General features: G+C 67.7%; 18 protein-coding genes. 8 read left to right on the forward strand and 10 right to left on the reverse strand.

The annotated features are described in order from the left end of the window. Nucleotides 1–92 precede the first annotated feature (92 nt). Together ACYQ8K_RS03835 and ACYQ8K_RS03840 are read left to right on the forward strand one after the other, a co-directional pair. Entirely contained in the window at nucleotides 93–305 is a 213-nt protein-coding gene (locus ACYQ8K_RS03835) for a hypothetical protein (RefSeq protein ID WP_459967069.1), read from the forward strand. Then, the gene (locus tag ACYQ8K_RS03840) at nucleotides 302–1021 is read left to right on the forward strand and encodes a class I SAM-dependent methyltransferase (protein ID WP_459967068.1); all 720 of its coding nucleotides are present in this window, start codon (nucleotides 302–304) and stop codon (nucleotides 1019–1021) included. Before ACYQ8K_RS03835 ends, ACYQ8K_RS03840 begins: the two co-directional genes overlap by 4 nt. Here the strand turns inward: ACYQ8K_RS03840 and ACYQ8K_RS03845 are convergent. Further along, nucleotides 1018–1938, reverse strand: coding sequence for an SDR family NAD(P)-dependent oxidoreductase (locus ACYQ8K_RS03845; protein ID WP_459967067.1), 921 nt, complete (start codon nucleotides 1936–1938; stop codon nucleotides 1018–1020). The two genes, ACYQ8K_RS03840 and ACYQ8K_RS03845, sit on opposite strands and share 4 nt — an antisense overlap. Next, a complete protein-coding gene (locus ACYQ8K_RS03850; RefSeq protein ID WP_007772914.1) occupies nucleotides 1935–2537 on the reverse strand; it encodes a TetR/AcrR family transcriptional regulator in 603 nt (200 codons plus the stop codon). Before ACYQ8K_RS03850 ends, ACYQ8K_RS03845 begins: the two co-directional genes overlap by 4 nt. 46 nt (nucleotides 2538–2583) lie before the next feature. Here ACYQ8K_RS03850 and ACYQ8K_RS03855 point away from each other — a divergent pair, with 46 nt between their 5' ends. After that, on the forward strand, nucleotides 2584–3735 hold the full coding sequence (locus tag ACYQ8K_RS03855; RefSeq protein ID WP_459967065.1) for a phosphotransferase family protein: 1152 nt from the start codon (nucleotides 2584–2586) through the stop codon (nucleotides 3733–3735). Beyond that, a complete protein-coding gene (locus tag ACYQ8K_RS03860; protein WP_459967064.1) occupies nucleotides 3735–4850 on the forward strand; it encodes a hypothetical protein in 1116 nt (371 codons plus the stop codon). The genes ACYQ8K_RS03855 and ACYQ8K_RS03860 overlap by 1 nt, the downstream gene beginning before the upstream one ends. 1 nt (nucleotide 4851) lies before the next feature. On the opposite strand, the gene ACYQ8K_RS03865 is transcribed toward ACYQ8K_RS03860, so the two are convergent. Then, complete coding sequence (locus tag ACYQ8K_RS03865) at nucleotides 4852–6219, reverse strand: LLM class flavin-dependent oxidoreductase (RefSeq protein WP_459967063.1); 1368 nt, start codon at nucleotides 6217–6219, stop codon at nucleotides 4852–4854. Then, entirely contained in the window at nucleotides 6216–7454 is a 1239-nt protein-coding gene (locus ACYQ8K_RS03870; RefSeq protein ID WP_459967101.1) for an MFS transporter, read from the reverse strand. The genes ACYQ8K_RS03865 and ACYQ8K_RS03870 overlap by 4 nt, the downstream gene beginning before the upstream one ends. Before the next feature lie 223 nt (nucleotides 7455–7677). Here ACYQ8K_RS03870 and ACYQ8K_RS03875 point away from each other — a divergent pair, with 223 nt between their 5' ends. Continuing rightward, complete coding sequence (locus ACYQ8K_RS03875; RefSeq protein ID WP_459967062.1) at nucleotides 7678–9024, forward strand: flavin monoamine oxidase family protein; 1347 nt, start codon at nucleotides 7678–7680, stop codon at nucleotides 9022–9024. Here ACYQ8K_RS03875 and ACYQ8K_RS03880 read toward each other — a convergent pair. Then, a complete protein-coding gene (locus ACYQ8K_RS03880) occupies nucleotides 9019–9984 on the reverse strand; it encodes an alpha/beta fold hydrolase (RefSeq protein WP_459967061.1) in 966 nt (321 codons plus the stop codon). The two genes, ACYQ8K_RS03875 and ACYQ8K_RS03880, sit on opposite strands and share 6 nt — an antisense overlap. Before the next feature lie 120 nt (nucleotides 9985–10104). Between ACYQ8K_RS03880 and ACYQ8K_RS03885 the strand changes: the two genes are divergently transcribed. Further along, nucleotides 10105–11493, forward strand: coding sequence for a flavin monoamine oxidase family protein (locus ACYQ8K_RS03885; protein ID WP_459967059.1), 1389 nt, complete (start codon nucleotides 10105–10107; stop codon nucleotides 11491–11493). A gap of 11 nt (nucleotides 11494–11504) precedes the next feature. Here the strand turns inward: ACYQ8K_RS03885 and ACYQ8K_RS03890 are convergent, their stop codons facing one another. Both ACYQ8K_RS03890 and ACYQ8K_RS03895 read right to left on the reverse strand, forming a co-directional pair. Beyond that, nucleotides 11505–12590 (reverse strand): AraC family transcriptional regulator, encoded by a 1086-nt coding sequence (locus ACYQ8K_RS03890; RefSeq protein ID WP_459967058.1) that lies wholly within the window; start codon nucleotides 12588–12590, stop codon nucleotides 11505–11507. A 34-nt stretch (nucleotides 12591–12624) separates the two neighbouring features. Beyond that, the gene (locus tag ACYQ8K_RS03895) at nucleotides 12625–13788 is read right to left on the reverse strand and encodes a glycosyltransferase (protein WP_459967056.1); all 1164 of its coding nucleotides are present in this window, start codon (nucleotides 13786–13788) and stop codon (nucleotides 12625–12627) included. Between the two features lie 204 nt (nucleotides 13789–13992). On the opposite strand from ACYQ8K_RS03895, the gene ACYQ8K_RS03900 reads away from it, so the two are divergent. Further along, complete coding sequence (locus ACYQ8K_RS03900; protein ID WP_459967055.1) at nucleotides 13993–14889, forward strand: chemotaxis protein CheB; 897 nt, start codon at nucleotides 13993–13995, stop codon at nucleotides 14887–14889. Here the strand turns inward: ACYQ8K_RS03900 and ACYQ8K_RS03905 are convergent, their stop codons facing one another. Genes ACYQ8K_RS03905 through ACYQ8K_RS03915 form a run of 3 tightly spaced genes read right to left on the reverse strand, consistent with a single transcriptional unit; the run spans nucleotide 14890 to nucleotide 18558 of the window. After that, nucleotides 14890–16731, reverse strand: a complete 1842-nt coding sequence (locus tag ACYQ8K_RS03905) for a CheR family methyltransferase (protein ID WP_459967054.1) — start codon at nucleotides 16729–16731, stop codon at nucleotides 14890–14892. Between the two features lie 55 nt (nucleotides 16732–16786). Beyond that, nucleotides 16787–17548, reverse strand: a complete 762-nt coding sequence (locus tag ACYQ8K_RS03910) for an STAS domain-containing protein (protein ID WP_459967053.1) — start codon at nucleotides 17546–17548, stop codon at nucleotides 16787–16789. Next, entirely contained in the window at nucleotides 17545–18558 is a 1014-nt protein-coding gene (locus tag ACYQ8K_RS03915) for a chemotaxis protein CheB (protein ID WP_459967052.1), read from the reverse strand. Before ACYQ8K_RS03915 ends, ACYQ8K_RS03910 begins: the two co-directional genes overlap by 4 nt. A gap of 116 nt (nucleotides 18559–18674) precedes the next feature. On the opposite strand from ACYQ8K_RS03915, the gene ACYQ8K_RS03920 reads away from it, so the two are divergent. After that, nucleotides 18675–20777 (forward strand): catalase, encoded by a 2103-nt coding sequence (locus ACYQ8K_RS03920; protein WP_459967050.1) that lies wholly within the window; start codon nucleotides 18675–18677, stop codon nucleotides 20775–20777. The last annotated feature ends 42 nt before the right edge of the window (nucleotides 20778–20819 follow it).

A 20819-nucleotide genomic window follows, 5' to 3' on the forward strand; every position in this document is an offset into this window, starting at 1 on the left:
ACCGCCGATCCTGGTTACCCACAGTCGGCAGTTCATCCACAACTCGCCGATGCCCACTTGAAACCGAACATTCGTTCTATAGCGTGGGCTGGGTGGGCACTTTCATGCGCGCCGAACGGGCGCGGGAGCGCATCTGCTCCGCACTCGACGCGATCGATGCGGCCCATGAGGTACTACGTCAGACCCCGTCGGAGATGGTCGGCAACGCCTGTCGGGTTGACCTCGCCGAACGCCTGGAAGTCCAGGACCGCATCAATCGGGGCCTGATGTATCGCGCTTTCGGTGACCCGCCTCATGCCGAATGACCTCGCCGAAGTTGCGGCGCCAGTCGTCGGCCCTCGCTCACCCCCATCACGTCACCACAACCGAATATCTGGGACTCGTTGAACAGCCGCGGCCGTGGGACACTCAGCGGGTGCCGCCCTATCGCGACGTCGGCGCATTCAACGACCGCGCGACCGGCTATGACGCCGGCTGGCGTGGCCGGCTGCATCACACGATCTCCGACCGTACCGCCGAACTGGCCGTGCGGACGGTGCCGTCCGCCGACGCCATCCTCGATGTGGGTTGTGGCACCGGTTATTTGCTGCACGTGCTGGCCGACAGCTACCCGGACGCGAAGCGGCTGGCCGGGATCGACGCCGCACCGCAGATGGTCGAGGTCGCGCGATCGTTCGCGCGCGACGACCGGTTGGCCTTCACGCACGGGGTCGCGGAGCAGCTCGGCTACCCCGACCACACCTTCGACCTGATCGTGAGCACAACGTCTTTCGACCACTGGTCCGATCAGCAAGCGGGCCTGATCGAGTGCGCTCGAGTGCTGCGACCCGGCGGGCGGCTGGTGCTGGTCGATCAGCTGTCGCGGTGGCTGGTGCCAACGCTGGCCGGTAGCCGGCGCAGCAAAGCCCGCACCCCGGGCCGCGCCGACCGTCTGCTGACGCAGGCGGGATTTCGGTCCCTGCAATGGCACAGGGTGCACGCCGTGATCATCAACGCGGTGACGGCGACCGCGCCGGTCTAGTCCACCACGAAGGGCCGGAAGCTGCCGTCGAGAACCTGAAGGTGACCGATGGTGCGCCCGGTGACCTTGGTTGGATCGGCCAGGACCAACTCGACTGCGGCGCGGGCGAATTCGTCCGCCGATGCGGTCTCATCAAAGTTGCGGGCATAGTACGAGAGCCCGGGCGTGAGAATGGCTTTGGACGGCGACAGCGCATTGACCGCGATGTTGTGGTCGGTGAGATCGTAGGCCGCGCACTGGGTCAGGTGCTCGAGCGCGGCCTTGGATCCGCCGTAGCCGGGCAGCACCCCGCCGCCGCGCTCGGCGTACGGGCCATCGCCCGGCAGTCGCGACGCGACCGAGGTGATGTTGATGATCGAGCCGCCACCGGCCTCGATCATGTCGGGGCACACCATCTGCATCAGTTCGTACGCCGCGAACACCGCAATATCGAAATGCCGGCGATACGCGTGCAGCGGCGTGCTGACGAACCCCGGCCAGCCGGGTTTGGCCGCACCCGCTTGCTTGGCGGCGCCCGTTTTGGCGCCGGCGGCACCCGCCGCTTTACCGCCACCCTTGGCGGCGTGGTCGCCCGGTTGCGCACCGAGCGTCGGCGGCCGCCCCGGAGCGGTGAATGCGGCATTGTTGATCAGAATCCCGATGGGGCCCAATGCCTCTCGCGCCGAATCCACCAGCCGGGCGATCTGATCGCGGTCGGTCAGGTCGGCGCGCACCGCAACGGCACGCCCGCCCACCGCCTCGATGTCGGCGACCGTCTCGCCGATGGTCCCGGGCAACCGGTCGTCCCACACTTCTTCGGTACGCCCGGCAACCGCCACCGCCGCGCCCTCGGCCGCCAATGCCAGCGCGATCGCGCGGCCCAGGCCGCGGCTGGCGCCGGTGACGATCGCAGCCCGGCCCGCAAGCCGCCCCGTCATCGCCGCACCCCATGCACGACGATGGCCGTGGTCTGCTCCACCCACGCATCGTCGAGCTCTTCTTCCGGACGCAGCAGCATCCGCAGCATCGTCGCTCCCCCAATCAACTCGATCAAGCGGTCCGGATCGACATCGGGATGGGCTTCGCCGCGGTCGACCGCCTCGCGCAGCCGCACCCGCACCGCCGTGAACAGGTCCACGAACCGCGCCATCACCCGCGCATTGAGCGCCGGATCGGCAGTCATGTCGGCGACCAGACCGGGCAGCGCGGCACGCACCACCGGGGTGGTGAACACATCGCGGGTGGCCTCGATCATCATCCGCATGTCCGCGGCGATGTCCCCGGCCGGCGACTCCAGCGCGGTCGGCGCGGTCGGGAAGGCCGCCTCATGCACCAGCTCGGCCTTGCTCGACCACCGCCGGTACAACGCCGATTTCGTGGTGCCGGCGCGCTCGGCAACCGCCGCCAAACTGATGTTGGAATAGCCCGTTTGGACAAGCAGTTCCGCGGTCGCCGATAGGATCGCGGAGTCGATACGCGGATCGCGCGGGCGGCCGGCGCCGGAGGCCTTGTCAAGGCCGGACGGGTCTGCTTTCATAACGCTACCTACCGTATCGTAATTGCCTCAACGAAGGAGGCACCTTATGGCAACAGAACCCGCGGTCGACAACGTCGACCGGCTCCAGCGCTCCAGCCGTGACGTGACGACGTTGCCGACGGTGATGTCACGCTGGCTCTCCACCGTACTGCCGGACGCCGCAAAACCCGAGGTGACCGTGGAGAGCGGCGTTGACTCGACGGGCATGTCGTCGGAAACCATCATCCTGACCGCACGCTGGCAACAGGACGGCGAGCCGATTGAGCAGAAACTGGTGACCCGGGTTGCGCCGGCCGCCGAGGACGTGCAGGTCTTCCCGACCTACCGGCTCGACCACCAATTCGACGTCATCCGCAAAGTCGCCGAGCTGACCGATGTGCCCGTGCCCCGGGTGCGCTGGCTGGAGAACACCGGCGACGTTCTGGGCACACCGTTCTTCGTGATGGACTACGTCGCCGGTGAGGTGCCACCCGACGTCATGCCGTACACGTTCGGCGGCAACTGGTTCGCCGACGCGCCCGCCGAGCGGCAACGCGAACTGCAGGACGCCACCGTCGCAGTGCTGGCCACTTTGCACTCGATTCCCAACGCGCAGAACACCTTTGGTTTCCTCACCGAGGGACAGCACGGGGACACCGCGCTGCGCAAGCACTTCAACTGGGTGCGGTCCTGGTATGACTTCGCGGTGCCCGACATCGGGCGGTCGCCGCTGCTGGAGCGCACTTTCGACTGGCTGGAAGCCAACTGGCCGGCCGAGGCGGCCGCCGCCGAGCCGGTGCTGCTGTGGGGCGACGCCCGGATCGGCAACGTGCTGTACAACGACTTCCGTCCGGTGGCGGTGCTGGACTGGGAAATGGTGACATTGGGGCCGCGCGAGCTCGACGTGGCGTGGATGATATTCGCGCACATGGTCTTTCAAGAACTCGCGGGCCTGGCGACCCTGCCAGGACTGCCCGGGGTGATGCGCGAGGAGGATGTGCGGGCCACCTATGCGCGGCTGGCCGGCGTCGAAGTCGGTGACCTGCACTGGTTTTACGTGTACTCGGGCGTGATGTGGGCCTGCGTCTTCATGCGCACCGGCGCCCGTCGGGTGCACTTCGGCGAGACCGAAAAGCCCGACGATGTCGAATCGCTGTTCTACCACGCCGGATTGATGCGGCGCCTTATCGGAGAAAGTCTTATCGGAGAGGACCAGTAATGCTCGGACCGCTCGACGAGTTCCCGGTACATCAGATTCCCCAACCGATCGCGTGGCCGGGCTCCTCGGACCGCAACTTCTACGACCGCTCCTACTTCAACGCCCACGACCGCACCGGGAACATCTTTGTGATCAGCGGCATCGGGTACTACCCCAACCTCGGGGTCAAGGATGCGTTCCTGCTCGTCCGGCGCGGCGACACCCAGACCGCCGTGCACGTCTCGGACGCCATCGACCAGGATCGGCTCAACCAGCACGTCAACGGCTATCGCGTCGAGGTCATCGAACCGCTGCGCCAGCTGCGGATCGTCCTCGACGAAACTGAAGGCATCGCAGCCGATCTCACCTGGAAAGGGCTGTTCGACGTCGTCCAGGAACAGCCGCACATCCTGCGGGCGGGTAACCGGGTGACGCTGGACGCACAGCGTTTTGCGCAGCTGGGCAGCTGGAGCGGACATCTCGTCATCGACGGCGAGGAGATCACCGTCGATCCCAACACCTGGCTGGGCAGCCGCGACCGGTCGTGGGGAATCCGTCCGATCGGCGAGGCCGAGCCCGCGGGACGCCCCGCCGACCCGCCCTTCGAGGGCATGTGGTGGCTGTACGTGCCCATGGCCTTCGACGATTTCGCGATCGTGATGATCATCCAGGAGGAGCCCGACGGGTTCCGCTCGCTCAACGACTGCTCCCGGATCTGGCGCGACGGCCGCGTCGAGCAGTTGGGCTGGCCGCGGGTCAAGATCCACTACCGCTCCGGCACCCGCATACCGACCGGCGCGACGATCGACGCCACCTCCCCCGACGGCACGCCGGTGCGCTTCGACGTCGAGTCCAAGCTGCCGGTGCCCATTCACGTCGGCGGCGGCTACGGCGGCGACTCCGACTGGATCCACGGCATGTGGAAGGGCGAGAAGTTCGCCGAGCGCCTGACCTACGACATGACCGACCCCGCCATCATCGGCCGGGCGGGGTTCGGTGTGATCGACCATGTCGGCCGCGCGCTCTGCCGCGACGGCGACGGCGAGCCGGTCGAGGGCTGGGGCCTCTACGAGCACGGCGCGCTGGGCCGGCACGACCCGTCCGGGTTCAAGGACTGGCTGACGATCGCGCCGTAGTTCAGCGGCGGTACCTCGCGCCGGGGTGGTCGGCCGGCAGCAGCGCGCCGACGGCGCCCAGCCTTTCGCGCAACGTCGAGCGCGGCGGCTCCTTGGGCACGCGTCCCCGCCGACGCAGCTCGGGCGCAACGAATTTCGCGAAATCGACAAAGGTGCCCGGGGTCGTCACGTAGGCCAGGTTGAACCCGTCGACGTCGGCCTCGTCGACCCACCGTTCGAGTTCGTCGGCCACCTCGGGCGGCGAGCCCACCAGCACCGGGCCGCGGCCGCCGATGCCGATCTCGTCGGCCAACTCCCGCACGGTCCAGGCCCGCTCGGGCGCCGCGGTGGTGAACGACGCCAGCGCCGAGCGGTTGGCGTCGGTCTCGACGTACGTCAGCGGTTCGTCGGGGGGGGCCACCGGCCCGGGGGCCCCCGGGGAGCCCCCCCACAAGGGGAGCGCCGCCCCGGGGGGTGCGCACCCCCCCGGAGGCCGCCCCGATGCGACGGCCTCGTCGTGCGTCTCGCCGACCACCGGGGTCACCATGGTGAACACCTTGATGGAACGGGGGTCGCGGCCCAACTCGGCGGCGGCCGCGCGCAGCGCCCGCACCGGACCGGACACGATCCGCGGCGTCGGCCCCGAGACGAAGACCGCCTCAGCGTGCGCCGCCGCGAACCGGACCCCCCGCGGTGACGCCCCGGCCTGGAACAGCACCGGGGTGCGTTGCGGCGACGGCTCGCACAGGAACGGGCCGGGCACCGCGAAGTAGCGGCCCTTGTGCTCGATGTCGTGCACCTTGGCCGGGTCGGTGAACACGCCGCGCTCCGCGTCGCGCACCACGGCGTCGGCCTCCCACGAGCCCTCCCACAGCTTGTAGCAGACCTCGAGGTACTCGTCGGCGATTTCGTAACGCTGGTCGTGCGGGATCTGGGCGTCCAGCCCCAAATTCCTTGCGGCACTGTCTAAATAGGACGTGACGATATTCCATGCCACCCGGCCTCCGGTCAGGTGGTCCAACGTCGAGAGCCTGCGTGCCAGCGCGTACGGCTGCTCGTAGGTCAGCGACAACGTGATCCCGAAGCCGAGGCTCTCGGTGACCGCCGCCATCGCCGAGACCGCGGCGGTCGGATCGTTGACCGGGAACTGGGCGGCGTCGGCGACCGCCGCGTCGCGCGACGCCCCGTACACGTCGTACACCCCGAGCACGTCGGCGAGGAACAGCGCGTCGAACCCGCCGGCCTCCAGGATGCGGGCCAACTCGGTCCAGTAGCCCAGTTCCCGGTAGCGATGGCCCTGGTCGTCGGGGTGGCGCCACAGCCCCGCGGACTGATGCCCGACGCAAGCCATGTCGAAGGCGTTGAGAAAGATCCTGCGTGGTGCGCTCATCCGAGGTACTCCTCACGCGTCTCGTCCGCCGCGTACGCGGCGACGGCGGTGATCGCCGCCAGCACCGCGAAGTAGCCCACGATCAGCCACGGCCGGCCGCCACCGACCACCAATAACGAGGCGGCGATCAACGGCGCGAACCCGCCCGAGAGCACCGCGCCGATCTGATAGCCGAGCGAGGCGCCGCTGTAGCGCACCCGGGTGTCGAAGAGTTCGGCAAACCAGGCCGCCTGGGGACCGTACATGGCGTCATGAACGATGTTGATGCCGAACACGATTGACAGCACCACCCACAGCGCCGACCCGCTGCCGGCGGCCACGAAGAACAACACCAGGGCAACGACTCCGGCCACCGCACCGAACAGATACAGTGGCCGCCGCCCCACCCTGTCCGACAACAGCGCCCAGCCCGGTGTGCTGAGGAAACCGAGGGCCGACGAGACCAGCACCGCGATCAAACCCACGGAGCTGCCCTTGCCGAACGAATCCTGCAGATAGGTAAGCGAATACGTCGTCAGCAACACGAAAAGCCCGATCTGCGAGAGCCGCAACCCGGTGGTGATCGCAACGTTGCGCGAATCGGTGCGCAGCACTTCGACTATCGGCAGCCGGGCCAGCTCGCCGCGCGCCTTGACCCGGTCGAAGATTTCGGCGTCGGTCAGCCTTAGCCGGACGAACAGGCCAATTCCGACCAGAAAAACGCTGAGCAGGAACGGGATTCGCCAGCCGTAGGCCAGGAAGGCGGTGGGCCCGGTGGCCCTGCGCGCGAGAAAGAACACCGAGGTCGCCAGCAGCATGCCGGCGGGTGAGCCCAGCTGCGTGAAGCTGCCGAACAATCCGCGACGATCAGGCGGCGCGTGCTCCACCGAGAGCACCGCGGCGCCACCCCATTCGGCGCCCACGGCGAGACCCTGCAGCACGCGCAGCGACGCCAGCAGGGTGGGCGCCAGCAGCCCTGCCTCGGCGTAGGTCGGCAGCACTCCGATCGCGGTGGTGACCAACCCCATCACCACCAACGCGCCCACCAGAACCGTTTTGCGGCCCAACCGGTCGCCGAAGTGCCCGGATAGCACCGCGCCCAGCGGCCGGGCGCCGAATCCAGCGGCATAGGTGGCGAACGACGCCAATGTCCCCGCGGTCGGTGAGATGTTCGGGAAGAAAAGCGGTTTGAAGACCAGCGCCGACGCGGTCGCGTACAGGTAGAAGTCATACCACTCGATGGTGGTGCCGATCATGCTGCCCAGGGCCACTGTTCGCAGGTCGGGCTTGGTGCCGGCGACCGGCGCCGCACTGGCCGTACTGGTGGCAGAAGTTACGGGAAGCACGTGGTGGCAGCGTAATTAACAGCGTCACGTCGGCATATGTTTGCCATCGCGGTGATGCGAAACGGCGGGCGATCCGGCAGTCAGCTTGGAGAAACCGCCGTGAAAACCGCAGAAATGCGGTTCACTAGACCGCGTGTCAAAACCCCCCCAGATTGTCGACGTTGTCGTGGTCGGTGCGGGCTTTGCCGGACTCGCCGCGGCGCGTGAGCTGTACCAACAAGGCCACGACGTGGTGGTTTTCGAGGGTCGTGACCGCGTCGGGGGACGGTCGCTGACCGGCAGCGTCGCCGGATTGCCGGCCGATCTGGGCGGCACTTTCGTCGGGCCGACCCAGGACGCGGTCCTGGCGATGGCCGCCGAACTCGACGTCCCCACCACCCCGACGCACCACGACGGCAAGAACCTCATCCATTGGCGCGGATGGACGCACGCGTATCACGGCACCATCCCCAAGCTTTCGCTGACCGGGCTGCTGGACATCGGTCGGCTGCGGTGGCAGTTCGACAGGATCGCGCGCAGCATCCCGCTCGCGGCGCCGTGGGACGCCCGGCGGGCGCGCGAGCTCGACGGCCTGTCGCTGGGCGGCTGGTTGCGCTCGGTGCGCGCGACCGCTTCCTCGCACGACCTGCTGGCGATCGTGGCGCGGGTGACCTGGGGGTGCGAACCCGACGACGTGTCGATGCTGCACGCCGCCCGCTACGCGCACGCGGCGGGCGGCCTGGACCGGCTGCTCGACGTCCAGGACGGTGCCCAGCAGGACCGCTTCCCGGGTGGCACCCAACAGATCGCCGAGGCCGCGGCCGCCGAACTGGGCACCCGGGTGGTGCTCAACGCGCCGGTGCGCCGAATCGAGCGCCACGGCGCGGGCGTCACCGTCACGAGCGATGTCGGCGAGACCGAGGCGGGGTTCGTCATCGTCGCCATCCCGCCCGCCCATCGCGCCTCGATCGAGTTCACACCCCCGCTGCCCGCCGAGTACGAGCAACTCGCCCGGCATTGGCCGCAGGGCCGGCTCAGCAAGGCGTACGCGGCCTACTCCACGCCTTTCTGGCGGACCAATGGTTTCTCCGGGCAGGCGCTGTCCGACGAAGGCCCGGTGTTCATCACCTTCGACGTCAGTCCGCACCCGGACGGTCCCGGCATCCTGATGGGTTTCGTCGACGCCCGCGCGTTCGACTCGCTACCCAGCGACCAGCGTCGCCGCGACGCGTTGCGTTGCTTCGCAACGCTTTTCGGTGATGACGCGCTCAAACCCCTGGACTATGTCGATCATCGGTGGGGGGTGGAGGAATTCGCGCCCGGCGGCCCGACCGCGGCGGTGCCGCCCGGGTCCTGGACCCGGTTCGGGCCGTGGTTGCGCGAACCGGTCGGACCGATTCACTGGGCCGGCACCGAGACCGCCGACGAGTGGACCGGGTTCCTCGACGGGGCGATCCGCTCCGGGCAGCGCGCGGCCGCCGAGATCACCGCCCTGCTATGAACTGATCCGCCGGGTGGCGGCGTTGTGTACCGCCATCTCGGCGAGCGCGCGCAACTGGCGATTCACCTCGCGCGGTTGTTCCAGCATCGAGCAGTGCCCGCCGGGCAGCTCGACCAGCTCGATCAGGTTGGGTGCGGTGCGCGCGATCCTGCGCGACTGGCTGATCGGGGTCAGCCGGTCGCGTTCGCTGCCGATCACCAGCGTCGGCACGGTCAGGCCGTCCAGGTTGAGATACCGCGACCCCAGCGACGTGACCAGCGCCCTCGCGCAGCCGGCCCGCCCCGCCGGTGATGTCTTCTCGAAGAGCTCATAAACGAGCCTGGCGATGCCCGGATCGGCGTCTCGTCCGGTGGCCAGCATCGCCACCACGTACTGGCTCGGGATGCGGGCGGCACCGGGGACCGGAAAGCCACCGAACGCGTTGATCAGAGCGCGGCCGGCCAGAACTCGGGCGGGCGACAACCCGTACGGCACCGGCAGCAGTTGCACCTGTCCGATCAGGTCTCCGGTGGTGGTGTTGAGCAGCGCGACGGCGTCGGCGCGCCGGGGAACCTTGTGGCGGTAGCGCTCAGACCACGCGGCGATGGTGATGCCGCCCATCGAGTGACCGGCGATCACAGCCCGCTCGTGTGGCGCCAGGGTCGCGTCGAGCACCGAATCCAGATCGGAGGCAAGGTGTTTGAGACTGTAGGCCTTGGGACGCGGCACGCCGCTTCGGCCGTGGCCGCGATGATCGAAGGCGATCACCCGGTAGTCGTTGGACAGGTCGGCGATCTGGTAGGCCCACGCCCGGATGGCGCAGGTGATGCCGTGCGTCAAGACGATCGGATAACCGTCGGCAGGCCCGAACACCTCGACGTGCAGCCGGGTGCCGTCTGCCGCCCGGACCGACACCGTCTCGCTCGGCGGCAACTGGTCGGGGAACGGGTCAACCGGGCGAGCCGATCGTCGAGCACTCATCACCGCTCCCCCCTCGAACGCGGCCCCGTTGCCGCAGCTAAGGATCAGACGATTTTATCCCTAAGTTCGGTTCGCTTTTACCGAAATCCGGCAAACGATTCTTATGAGACGCTTAGACACGTGTCTGGGTTGTCGCGTCGGGCATTCTTCGCGGCCGCGACCGGGGTGGCCGGCGGTGGGCTGACGGCCGCCTGCGCGCCCAACCCACCGACTCGCTCGGGCGGTGGCGCGTCCGACCGGCCCGCGCCGCCGGACACCACGTCGGTCCTTGTCGTCGGCGCCGGGATGGCGGGCCTGTCGGCCGCCCGCAGCCTTGCCGAGGCCGGACGGCCGGTTCGCGTCATCGAAGCCCGCGGCCGCATCGGCGGCAGGGTGTGTACCGACCGTGACTGGGGCACGCCCCTGGAGATGGGTGCGTCGTGGATTCACGGCATGGCGGGCAACCCGGTCACCGAGCTGGCCCGGCGGGCAGGAGCGCAGCTGGTCAGCACCGACTACTACGGATGGGCCAAGCTCGCGGTGGATCCAGCCGTGGCGCCGCTGGATTACCGCAGCGCGACCTGGCGATCGTTTGTCGAGCGGGCGCGCGGTCAGGCCGGTGCGGGGAGTCTGGGCGCCGCCGTACAAGCCGCCGCCGACAGCGCACGGCTGTCCGCGGCCGATCGCACGCAACTGGCGTTCTACCTCACCACCGAGATCGAGGACGAGTACGGCGCCGACGCGAACCAGCTCTCGGTTGGCGGCTTTGACAAGGGTGACTACGCCGGCGGCGACCAAGGCGTCATCACGAACGGTTATGACGCCCTGCCGAAATCGCTCGCCGGCGGACTCACGATCGAGCTCAACTCGCCCGTCACCGCGATCGTCCAGCGCGACGATACCGTGATCGCGCGGACCAAGGACAGATCGTTTCAGGGGCCCGCCGCGATCGTGACGGTCCCCCTCGGCGTGCTGAAATCCGGTGCGATCGCCTTCGATCCGCCACTGCCCGCTGGCCATGCCCGGGCCGTGCAGGCGCTGGGCTTCGGGGTGTTGTCCAAGAGCTTCTTTCGCTTCGATCAACGAACGTGGAAGGCGGACAACGCTTTCTATCAGCACATCGGTCCCCAAGGTGGGCTGTGGTCGCAATGGTTCACCTTGCCGGATGCCGCCGGTCCCATCGTCGTGGCCTTTCACGGCGGCGGGCGCGGACGGTTCGTGGAATCGTGTGCGACAAAGGATCTGCTGGCCGGCGCGCTGCCGGTGGCCCGCCGGCTTTTCGGTGACAACGTGGCGCTGACGGACGTGCGAACGTCGAACTGGACCCTCGACCCGTACGCGCTCGGCGCGTATTCGTTTCACCCGCCCGGCTCCGGCCTGGACGACCGGCGCCGACTGCAGCAACCGATCGGCGACCGGCTTTACCTGGCGGGTGAGGCTGTGGGCGTCGACAATCCGTCCACGGTGACGGGGGCGTTGGCCAGCGGCCGCTACGCCGCGAACCAGTTGCTGCACAAGCTGAATGGGTGACCGGGCCGGAATCAGGCTGACGAGGCCTGCTGCCGCAGCGTGGTGTGCGGGCTCTGGCCGTAGGTTTGCCGGTAGAGCACCGCGAACCGGCCGGTATGGGCGAACCCCCACCGCTGGGCGATCTCGGTGACGGTGGATGCGGCGGCGGTTACCGCCACCAGCTCTTGATGGGCGTGGCCGAGCCGCACACGACGCATGTATTCCGTCGGCGTCGTGTCGAGCTGCCGGCGAAACAGGTATTGGACCGCCCGAGGCGTCAGATGGACCGCGTCCGCGACTTCGTTGATGCCGATGTCTTCGGAGATATGGCGGTGGATGAAAGCCACCGCCTCCCTGAGGCTGTCGGGGACCGCCAGATCGCCGGCCGGATCCTGTTCGGTGAGATTGGAGGGGTAACACTCGAGCAGCGCACCGACCACCAGGTGGGCCATGCCCGCGGCGATCAGCGGCTGCTGGGCGGTGTCGGTGGACGCCAGGGTGGCTTCCACGTAGTCCAGAGCCCGATGCCATGCCCGCACGGCCGCACGGGAACGGGGCCGCCAATTCACGAACTGGGTCTGTTGACCCAGCGACGTGTGCCAGTCCGCGGCCACCTTGTGCAGTACGTCCGCGTCGACCGTCACCACGTCGAAACGCACGTTGTTGCAATGTAATACGCGAGACTTTCCGTCGGCCGCGAGGATCGGAAAATCGGCGGTCAGCACGGGACCGCCCGCGACACTCAACGATCCGGCGCGCGGCTGGATCACCACAATGGTGTCGGCCGCCGGAATCTCGATCGTCACGCGTCCCTGGATCATCACCTCGTCGACGCTCATCGAGCCCGCGTCACTGCGCCGGTGTGACACCACGACGTGATTGCCAAGCCCGGAGGTCCGCCAGCCCGGCCGATACGCGCCGGCGAAGAACCGACGTGCCGCATGCGCATCGGCCGTGCGAAACTGCTTGTACTGCACGGCGACCGGACGGAATCCATGCTCGGCATCCGCCGCGAGCACAGGACGGCGCGGGCAAAAGCCGGACCGAGTTCCCTCACCGTCGGAATCGATGACCAGCTTGGGGACCTCGCCGTCGATTTTGCTCGTCGCGGTCGTCATGGCCGGCCCTCCGAAAGGGCCACAAGGGGCCGCATCACCGCGCCGTACCTATCGGTGCCCGGTCCGGCGACGCGATGCTGCCGTAAATATTCAGCGCGTCGAGCGCTATTCGCTCCCAAGCGAAGCGTGAGGTGGCGCGACTGCGGCCCGCAGCGCCCATGCTCTCGCATTGAAAGCTATGAGCGAGAAGCCTTCTCAACGCCGCAGCCAAGCCGACCGGATTCTCCGGCGACAGCATCAGCCCGGTGATGTCGTCGAGCACGACGTCGGCCAGCACACCGACACTGGCCACGACCACGACCACCCCGGTGGCCATGGCCTGCAACACGGTGGTGGCACGAGGCGGCTCGCGCGGAGTGCACACCAGCACGTCGGCGGACCGGATCAGTTTCGGCAGGTCGTCATCGGCGACCGTGCCGGCAAAACTGACGCGGTCGGCCACACCCAGCAGTTCCGCGAGATGCCGCAATCGGGCCCGCGCGTCGTTGTGATCGGCGTTCGTCGCGTCATTCTCGGCGATCACCAGCTCCGCACCACGCACCGTGGGCAAAGCGCGGATTGCGATATCGATGCCGTGGCGCCACAAGGGATTCGGTGCCACGCACACAATGCGCTGCAGGCCGTTACGCGAGAAAGCGGGACCGGTCGGGGCATAGCGCTCGGCGTCCACGCCGCAGGTCAAGGCAGACACCCGGGTCCGGCGGTGGCGCAGCCGGGCCAGCGCGTCGACGTCCAGGCTGCTCTCGCCCGTCACCCAACTCGCGCTGCGCGCCAGCAGCGGCTCTATGCGCTCGCGTTCGCTGTTGTGGCCGTCGGCGTGGCCGCGTGATGTCGCGGCCAGACCGAGGAATGTCTGCACGACGGGGATGCGCCGACGGCGAGCGGCGAGCTGAGCGGCCAGGCCGCCGAGCCAGCCATAGGCGTGCACGACGTCCGGCGGCTCCAACGACCAGGTCCGCTCGAGCTTGACGGCCCAGTCCCCTACGTAGGGCAGGACGTCGATGGTCGATGCGGGTTTGCGCGGGCCGACGGTAACCGACTGGCAGCGGTAGTAGCCGTCGGCGGCCGCCCTTACCGAGTGTCGACCGGCACGTCGCAGATGCACCGTCGCCTCGTGCCCCTGGTCGGCCAGCGCAGCACACAGCTCCTCGGGGTCCGCCCCGACGACGTCATCGCCGCTGACAATTGCAATCTTCAACTGCAATTCCCTCCGCGCGCCATCGTCCATCCGCCAACACCAGGTTGCATACCCCGCCCGATGTTCGCGAAACGGGCCGGACGGCCACTTTGCAGGCTGGCCGAGAATCGCCTGTCCAACCCCGGTGAGCTGCTGGAATGCGCCGACGCGGGATCGTCCACCGCAGGACTTTGGCGGCGGGACGACAAGGTGGAGACTTAAGAGGTGACGACTGACGGGCATGGCCGGGGCGTTCAGCTGGTGGTCCTGCTGGCATCGGCAGGAGGGTTGGAAGCTCTGACGACCGTATTGCGGGGTCTGGCTTCCGACTTTCCCGCGGCCGTCGTCGTGCAGCAACACCTGGGCGGTCACGACAGCCTGCTGACCACAATCCTGCGCAGGCAGACGGGACGTGCGATCAGCTGGGCGCAGGATGGGCTGCTCTTGCGACCCGGGCAGGTCGTCGTCTGTCCACCGGGCGTGCTGCTGGAACTGACCTCGGAAGGGCGCTGTCGCCTGCGCGATGCGCAGAGCCATCAGGCGCTGGTGTTCGACTCGCTGCTGGCATCAATCGCCGGGTCGTACGGCCCGCGCAGCGTCGCGGTGGTGCTGTCGGGTTCCGGACATGACGGCGCGGCGGGCACCGTCGCGATGAAGCGGGCCGGCGCCATCGTCATCGCCCAAAGCCCGGAGACCGCACAGTACCCGTCGATGCCGATCGCCGCCGCGCGCGCCGGTGCCGATTTCGTGTTGGACGTCGCAGAAATCGCCGGCGTCCTCACTGCCGTTGTCGGAGGGGCGGCGCTACCCCCGCGACGAGAACCGCCGATACAACCTGCCGTGGACCGATCCGCTACCACCGCCACCACGCATGGCATTCTCGAGCGGCTGCCCCCGAGGTTCAGCACGAACACCGCGGCGGCGCGGGGTGAGCTGGCCCGGCTGCGCGCGACGGAGCTGGAACGCCGCCGCAAGGAGCTCACGGTGGGATTCGGCGCCACACAGGAGACGGTTGCCGTGGCACGGCGCAGGGCCGAGGAGTCGCGTTGCCGTGCGCAACTGGCTCATCAGGCCGCCGAGGAAGCCTCGACGCGCTACGTCACACCGCGACATCGCGGGTGACTAGCCCACAACCTCCATCAGCAGCAGCGCCCCGCCGACCGTCCCCTCGCTGGACCGGAACGACGTGCAGGTGATGCGCACCGTCGCGGGGCGGCCACGCCTGTTGACCGCCTCCACTACCGCTTCACCGGAGCTGTCCGGGTCAACGAAAGCGTTGCCGATCAGGGGCCGCACCGCGTCGAGCGGCAGGCCGATGTCCAGATTGGTCAGCCCCGTCCCGATCGTCTCGTCGGCCCGCAGCCCCCAGAGCTCTTCACAGCCGCGGTTCCACAGGATCACCTTCATCTCCCGGTCGACCACCACCATGCCCATCCGAACAGAGTCGATCAGCGAATCCTGGAAGAGCTTTGCTTCGTCGAGTTCCAGGCTGCGCTCGCGCAGCATGTCGTTGATGGTGTGCAGCTCGTCGTTGGTGGACTGCAGCTCCTCGTTCATCGTCTCGAGTTCCTCGTTGGTGGACTGCAGCTCCTCGTTCGTGGTCTCGAGCTCCTCGACGGTGGACTGCAGCTCCTCGTTCGTGGTCTCGAGCTCCTCGTTGGTGGACTGCAGCTCCTCGTAGGCCGCCTCGAGCTGGCGGTTGGTTTGGACGACCTTGTCCAGCAGCGCGCGGGTCGCGGTGACGTCGAAGAACACGATCGACACCCCGAGCAAGCCGTTCTCGGCGTCGACGAGCGGGTTGACGTGGATTTCGAACCACACCGTTTCGGCGCCCGGCCGCTGCCATTTGACGTCCTGGATTCGCGCGGAGCGGCGCTCGACCTTGGCCTGCTCCAGGTAGGCGCGCAGCTCCACCGGGCGGTAGGACACCTCGAGGTCGCGCAGCAGCCGGCCGATGTCGCGGGCCGAGAGTCCGAAGATGGTCTCCGCCTGCTGGTTGATCATCGCGACGGTGTCCTCGCCGGTGACCACGATCTGGGCCACCGGGCTGGCGCGGAAGGCCAGATCGCGCACTGTCGTCAACCCCGACAGGTCCACATTGCGTTCGTAGAACCCGGCGTTCGGGTCGTAGCGATCCGCGCCGCCGTGCGTTCCGGCCGCCTTGCGGAAGATTCGGTGTTTCAGGTTCAGCGGGGCGAACCGGTCGCCGTGACTAAGCAGCATCTCGGCGTGGCCGAGGAATAGCGTGCCCTGCGGCGCGAGTGCAAAATGCAGACGCCCCAACACATTTCGCTGTGTCTCGGCGTTCAGGTACATCAAGCTGTTGCGGCACACCAGCAGATCGACGCGCGAGATGGGCGCGTCCTTGACCAGGTCGTTGCGGCCGAAGATCACCGCGCGCCGCAGGTCCTTGTGAAAGACATAGCGGCCATTGACCTGTTCGAAGTAGCGGCCCAACAGATCCGCCGGTACGGACTCGACCGCCTTGGCATCGTAGGAGGCGATGCGCGCCTCGGTGAGCGCATCCTCGTCGACGTCGGTGGCGTAGATCTTGACCCGCTGCCGGAACCCGTCGGGTCCCAACGCCTCGGCCAGCAGCATGGCCAGGGTGTATGCCTCTTGGCCCGAGGCGCAGCCCGCGCTCCACACCCGGATCGGGTCGTTGGGACCCCGCTCGGCCAGCAGCCGAGGAATGACCTCGGTACTGACGAACTCCCATGCGTCCGGGTCGCGAAAGAACGACGTGACGTTGATCAGGATGGTGTTGAAGAGCGCGGTGAATTCGTCCGAGCTGGCCTGCAGAAAGTCGAGGTACTCGTCGAACGCGGTATAGCCCGCCTGGTCCATCCGGTGCCGGACGCGGCGCATCAGTGACGTGCGCTTGTAACCCGTGAAGTCGAACCCGCGGGAATCGCGCATGTAGCGCAACAGAGCCTCGAAGGCCTCGTCGGTCGTGGATTCCATGCAAGTCCCGTCCGGATTAAGGGTTCACCGAAGGACTTGAACACTACTCGCGGCGTCAGAGCTGGTTTTCCCGCCCGACCGATCCCCACACCGTTTTGCCGGACGACGTGGGGGTGGCCCCCCACACGCGGCACAGCGCAGACACGATCGCCAGTCCGGAGACGATGTCGGCCCCGCGGTCGGCGTCCTCGTGCCGGCCCGGCAGGTGGAAGCTGCCGTCCTCCACCGCGACGGTGACGGTGTCTTGGTGGCTCTCGACAATCAGCGCCGGCGCGCTCTCCGTATGGTCGAGGACGTTCTCGACGAAGACGGTCGCCACCGTGGCCGCGGCCGGGATCGCTTCAGGAACGTCCCATTGGGTCAGCCAGTCGGCGATCACACTGCGGGCGGTATCGACGCTGCTGATGCTGCGCGCCAGCTCGGTGCGCGCCCGCCGCCGAACCTGCAGCGACTGGCCCCGCACGGCATCCAGCGCGAGTCCGAGGGTGGAATGTATTGGTACATAACGGGTGACGCCGGCCTTGGTCATCTCCCGGTGCGCCCGCAGGTCGGCGCACACCAGCAGGATCGGCACGTCGGGCCAGACGCTGACGTGCCAGCGGGCGCTGGTGAACACCGCCCAGGCCGAGCTGGTCGACGCCCGCAAAGCGTTGATGTCGACGATCACCGCCTGCGGCTCGTCGATCGCCGCCTTGATGACGGCGTCGCGAACGGTCCGGTAGGTCGAGCTGTCGAGGTCGCCCTCCACCACCAGGACAGGCGTGTCCTCATGCGATTCCGCGCGGATACGGACGGCGGCATTCGGCTCCTCGGTCATCCGGCTTCACCCTCGTGCGAAGCGGTGGTCGACAGCCGGTCGCTGAGCAGGGCCAGCGCGCGCTCGGCCTCCTCCGCGATCGCCGCGTAGCGCCGGGACAGTAGCCCCGTTCCCGCTTTGCCCGCCATGTCACGGGCCAGCCTGGCTTTTTCCTGCAGGCTGCGCACCGCGATCCACATCGCCCCCTCGAGCTCGGTGTCCCGCGCGCCGAGCAGCGCCTCGGCCGTCCAGGCATGCCCGACCTGGCAGCGGAAGTTTCCCTTGCTGATGGAAACCAGCGAACCGTTGCAGTCCGGACAGGTATAGCCCGACGGGGCCCCCAGTTTCTCGGTGTCGAAATCGGTGGAGAACCGCGACATCATGGCGATGCGGTTCTCGAGCTCCATCGCGGAGTCGCGCTCCATGTCAGAATCCTCTATCTCTCGCTGCGACAGCTCTTTGAGGACCGCACCGATGTCGGCGACCGCGGCCTGCCGATCCACCACGCCGGCCTGCACGGCGTTGGTCGGCATCGCCGGGAACAACGCGTCCTCGGGTAACTGTCCGACGGTCGTGCCGCCACGCGAACGGATGGCGCCCATTCCCAGCACACCATCGTCGAGCACACCGGACAGCAGCACGCCGATCGCGCGCGGTCCGAAAGCCAAGGCCACCGAACGGAACAATGCATTGATGGCGGGCCGGTGCCCGTTCTCGGTCGGCCCCTGTGACAGCAGCACGTGACGATCGGCGACCAGCAGGTGGCGGTCGGGGACACCGACGTAGATCTGGCCGGGTTCGAGGGCCGCGCCATGTTCGGCGGCGGTCGCGGGCAACGGTCCACTGCGATCGATGATGCGGGCCAAAATACTTGGGGCTCCCGCGGGCACATGGAGCACCATCAAGTAGGCATAGGGTACGTCCGCCGACAACCCGGCGGCGAGATTCGACAGCGCCTCGACACCGCCTGCCGACGCACCAATTGCTACCACACCTTGCAGGGCGTCGACTTCAGCCGTCTCAATCACCACTTTCGACTACCCCTATAGATGGTAGGCAACCCTCCTCGTGGTGAATAGGGCCTCGTTCGTGCCGTTTGCCCCGGTTGCACGGTGGTACTCCCCTCCCCGTTGGAAGGAGATGAGTCATGGCCACCGACCAGAATCCGAAGCAGCGCGATCTGGAGCCCGCCCGGTTTCGACGCGACACCGGATACCTGACCACGCAGCAGGGTGTTCGCGTCGATCACACCGACGATTCGCTGACCGTTGGAGAGCGGGGCCCGACGCTGCTGGAGGACTTCCACGCCCGAGAGAAGATCACCCACTTCGACCACGAGCGCATTCCGGAGCGCGTGGTGCACGCACGCGGGGCCGGCGCCTACGGTTACTTCGAGCCATACGACGATTGGCTGGCCGATTACACCGCGGCGACATTTCTCACGACTCCGGGCGTTCAGACACCGGTGTTCGTCCGGTTCTCGACTGTGGCCGGGTCGCGTGGATCTGCCGACACGGTCCGCGATGTGCGCGGCTTTGCCACCAAGTTCTACACCGAACAAGGCAATTACGACCTGGTGGGTAACAACTTCCCGGTGTTCTTCATCCAGGACGGCATCAAGTTCCCCGACTTCGTGCACGCGGTGAAACCCGAGCCGCACAACGAGATTCCGCAGGCGCAGTCGGCGCACGACACGTTGTGGGACTTCGTGTCGCTGCAGCCCGAGACCCTGCACACCATCATGTGGCTGATGTCGGACCGGGCGTTGCCGCGCAGCTACCGTATGATGCAGGGCTTCGGCGTGCATACCTTCCGGCTGGTGAATGCCGGCGGGGAAGGCACTTTCGTGAAATTCCACTGGAAGCCGCGGCTCGGTGTGCACTCGCTGATCTGGGACGAATGCCAAAAGATCGCCGGCAAGGATCCCGACTACAACCGGCGCGATCTGTGGGAGGCGATCGAGGGGGGCCAGTATCCGGAGTGGGAGCTCGGCGTGCAGCTCGTCGCGGAGGCCGACGAGTTCAAGTTCGATTTCGACCTGCTCGACGCGACGAAAATCATTCCCGAGGAACAGGTTCCGGTCCGGCCGGTGGGCAAGATGGTGCTCAACCGCAACCCGGACAACTTCTTCGCCGAGACCGAGCAGGTGGCATTCCACACCGCCAACGTGGTGCCGGGCATCGATTTCACGAACGATCCGCTGCTGCAGTTCCGCAACTTCTCCTATCTCGACACACAGCTGATCCGCCTGGGCGGCCCCAACTTCGCTCAGCTGCCGATCAACCGGCCGGTGGCCGAGGTCCGGACCAACCAGCACGACGGCTACGGGCAGCACGCGATCCCGCAGGGCCGCTCCAGTTACTTCAAGAACAGCATCGGCGGTGGCTGCCCCGCACTGGCCGACGAGAACGTGTTTCGGCACTACACGCAGCGGCTCGACGGAGCGGCAATGCGCAAGCGCGCCAAGTCCTTTGAGAACCACTACAGTCAGGCGCGAATGTTCTGGCAGAGCATGTCGCCGGTGGAAGCCGAACACATCGTCGCCGCGTTCGCCTTCGAGCTCGGCAAGGTCGAAATGCCCGAGATCCGTTCGGCCGTTGTGGAACAACTCGCCCGGGTCGACGGCGGGCTGGCCGCCCAGGTGGCGGCCAAGCTGGGGCTGCCCGAGCCGCCGGAGCAGCCGGTCGACGACCACGTGGTCGCGTCGCCGGCACTATCCCAGATCGGAGTCAGCGACACCATCGCCTCACGCAAGATCGCCGTCCTGGCCGCCGACGGGGTCGACGTGGTAGGCACCCGGCGCTTCATCGAGCAGATGGGCGAACGCGGCGCGATGGTCGAGGTGCTGGCCCCGGTTGCGGGCGGCACATTGGAGGGCGGATCCGGCGGCGAGCTACCGGTCAACCGGTCGTTCACGTCGATGGCGTCGGTGCTGTACGACGCCGTCGTGGTGGCGTGCGGGCCCCGGTCTGTATCGACCTTGTCCAATGACGGCTACGCCGTGCATTTCGTGACGGAAGCCTACAAGCATTTGAAGCCGATCGGCGCCTACGGCGCGGGCGTCGACCTGCTGCGCACCGCCGGAATCACCAACCGCCTGGCCGAGGACACCGACGTACTCAACGATCAATCCGTCATCACCACCAAGGCCGCGGCCGATGAGCTGCCGGACCGCTTCGTCGAGGAATTCGCCGCCGCCCTGGCCCGGCATCGGTGCTGGGAGCGGCGCACGGACCCGGTTCCCGCCTAGGACGTGGTTTTTTATGCGGCCGGGGCGGGCACTCGGAGAGTT

It is taken from the genome of Mycobacterium sp. MUNTM1, from assembly GCF_054660795.1.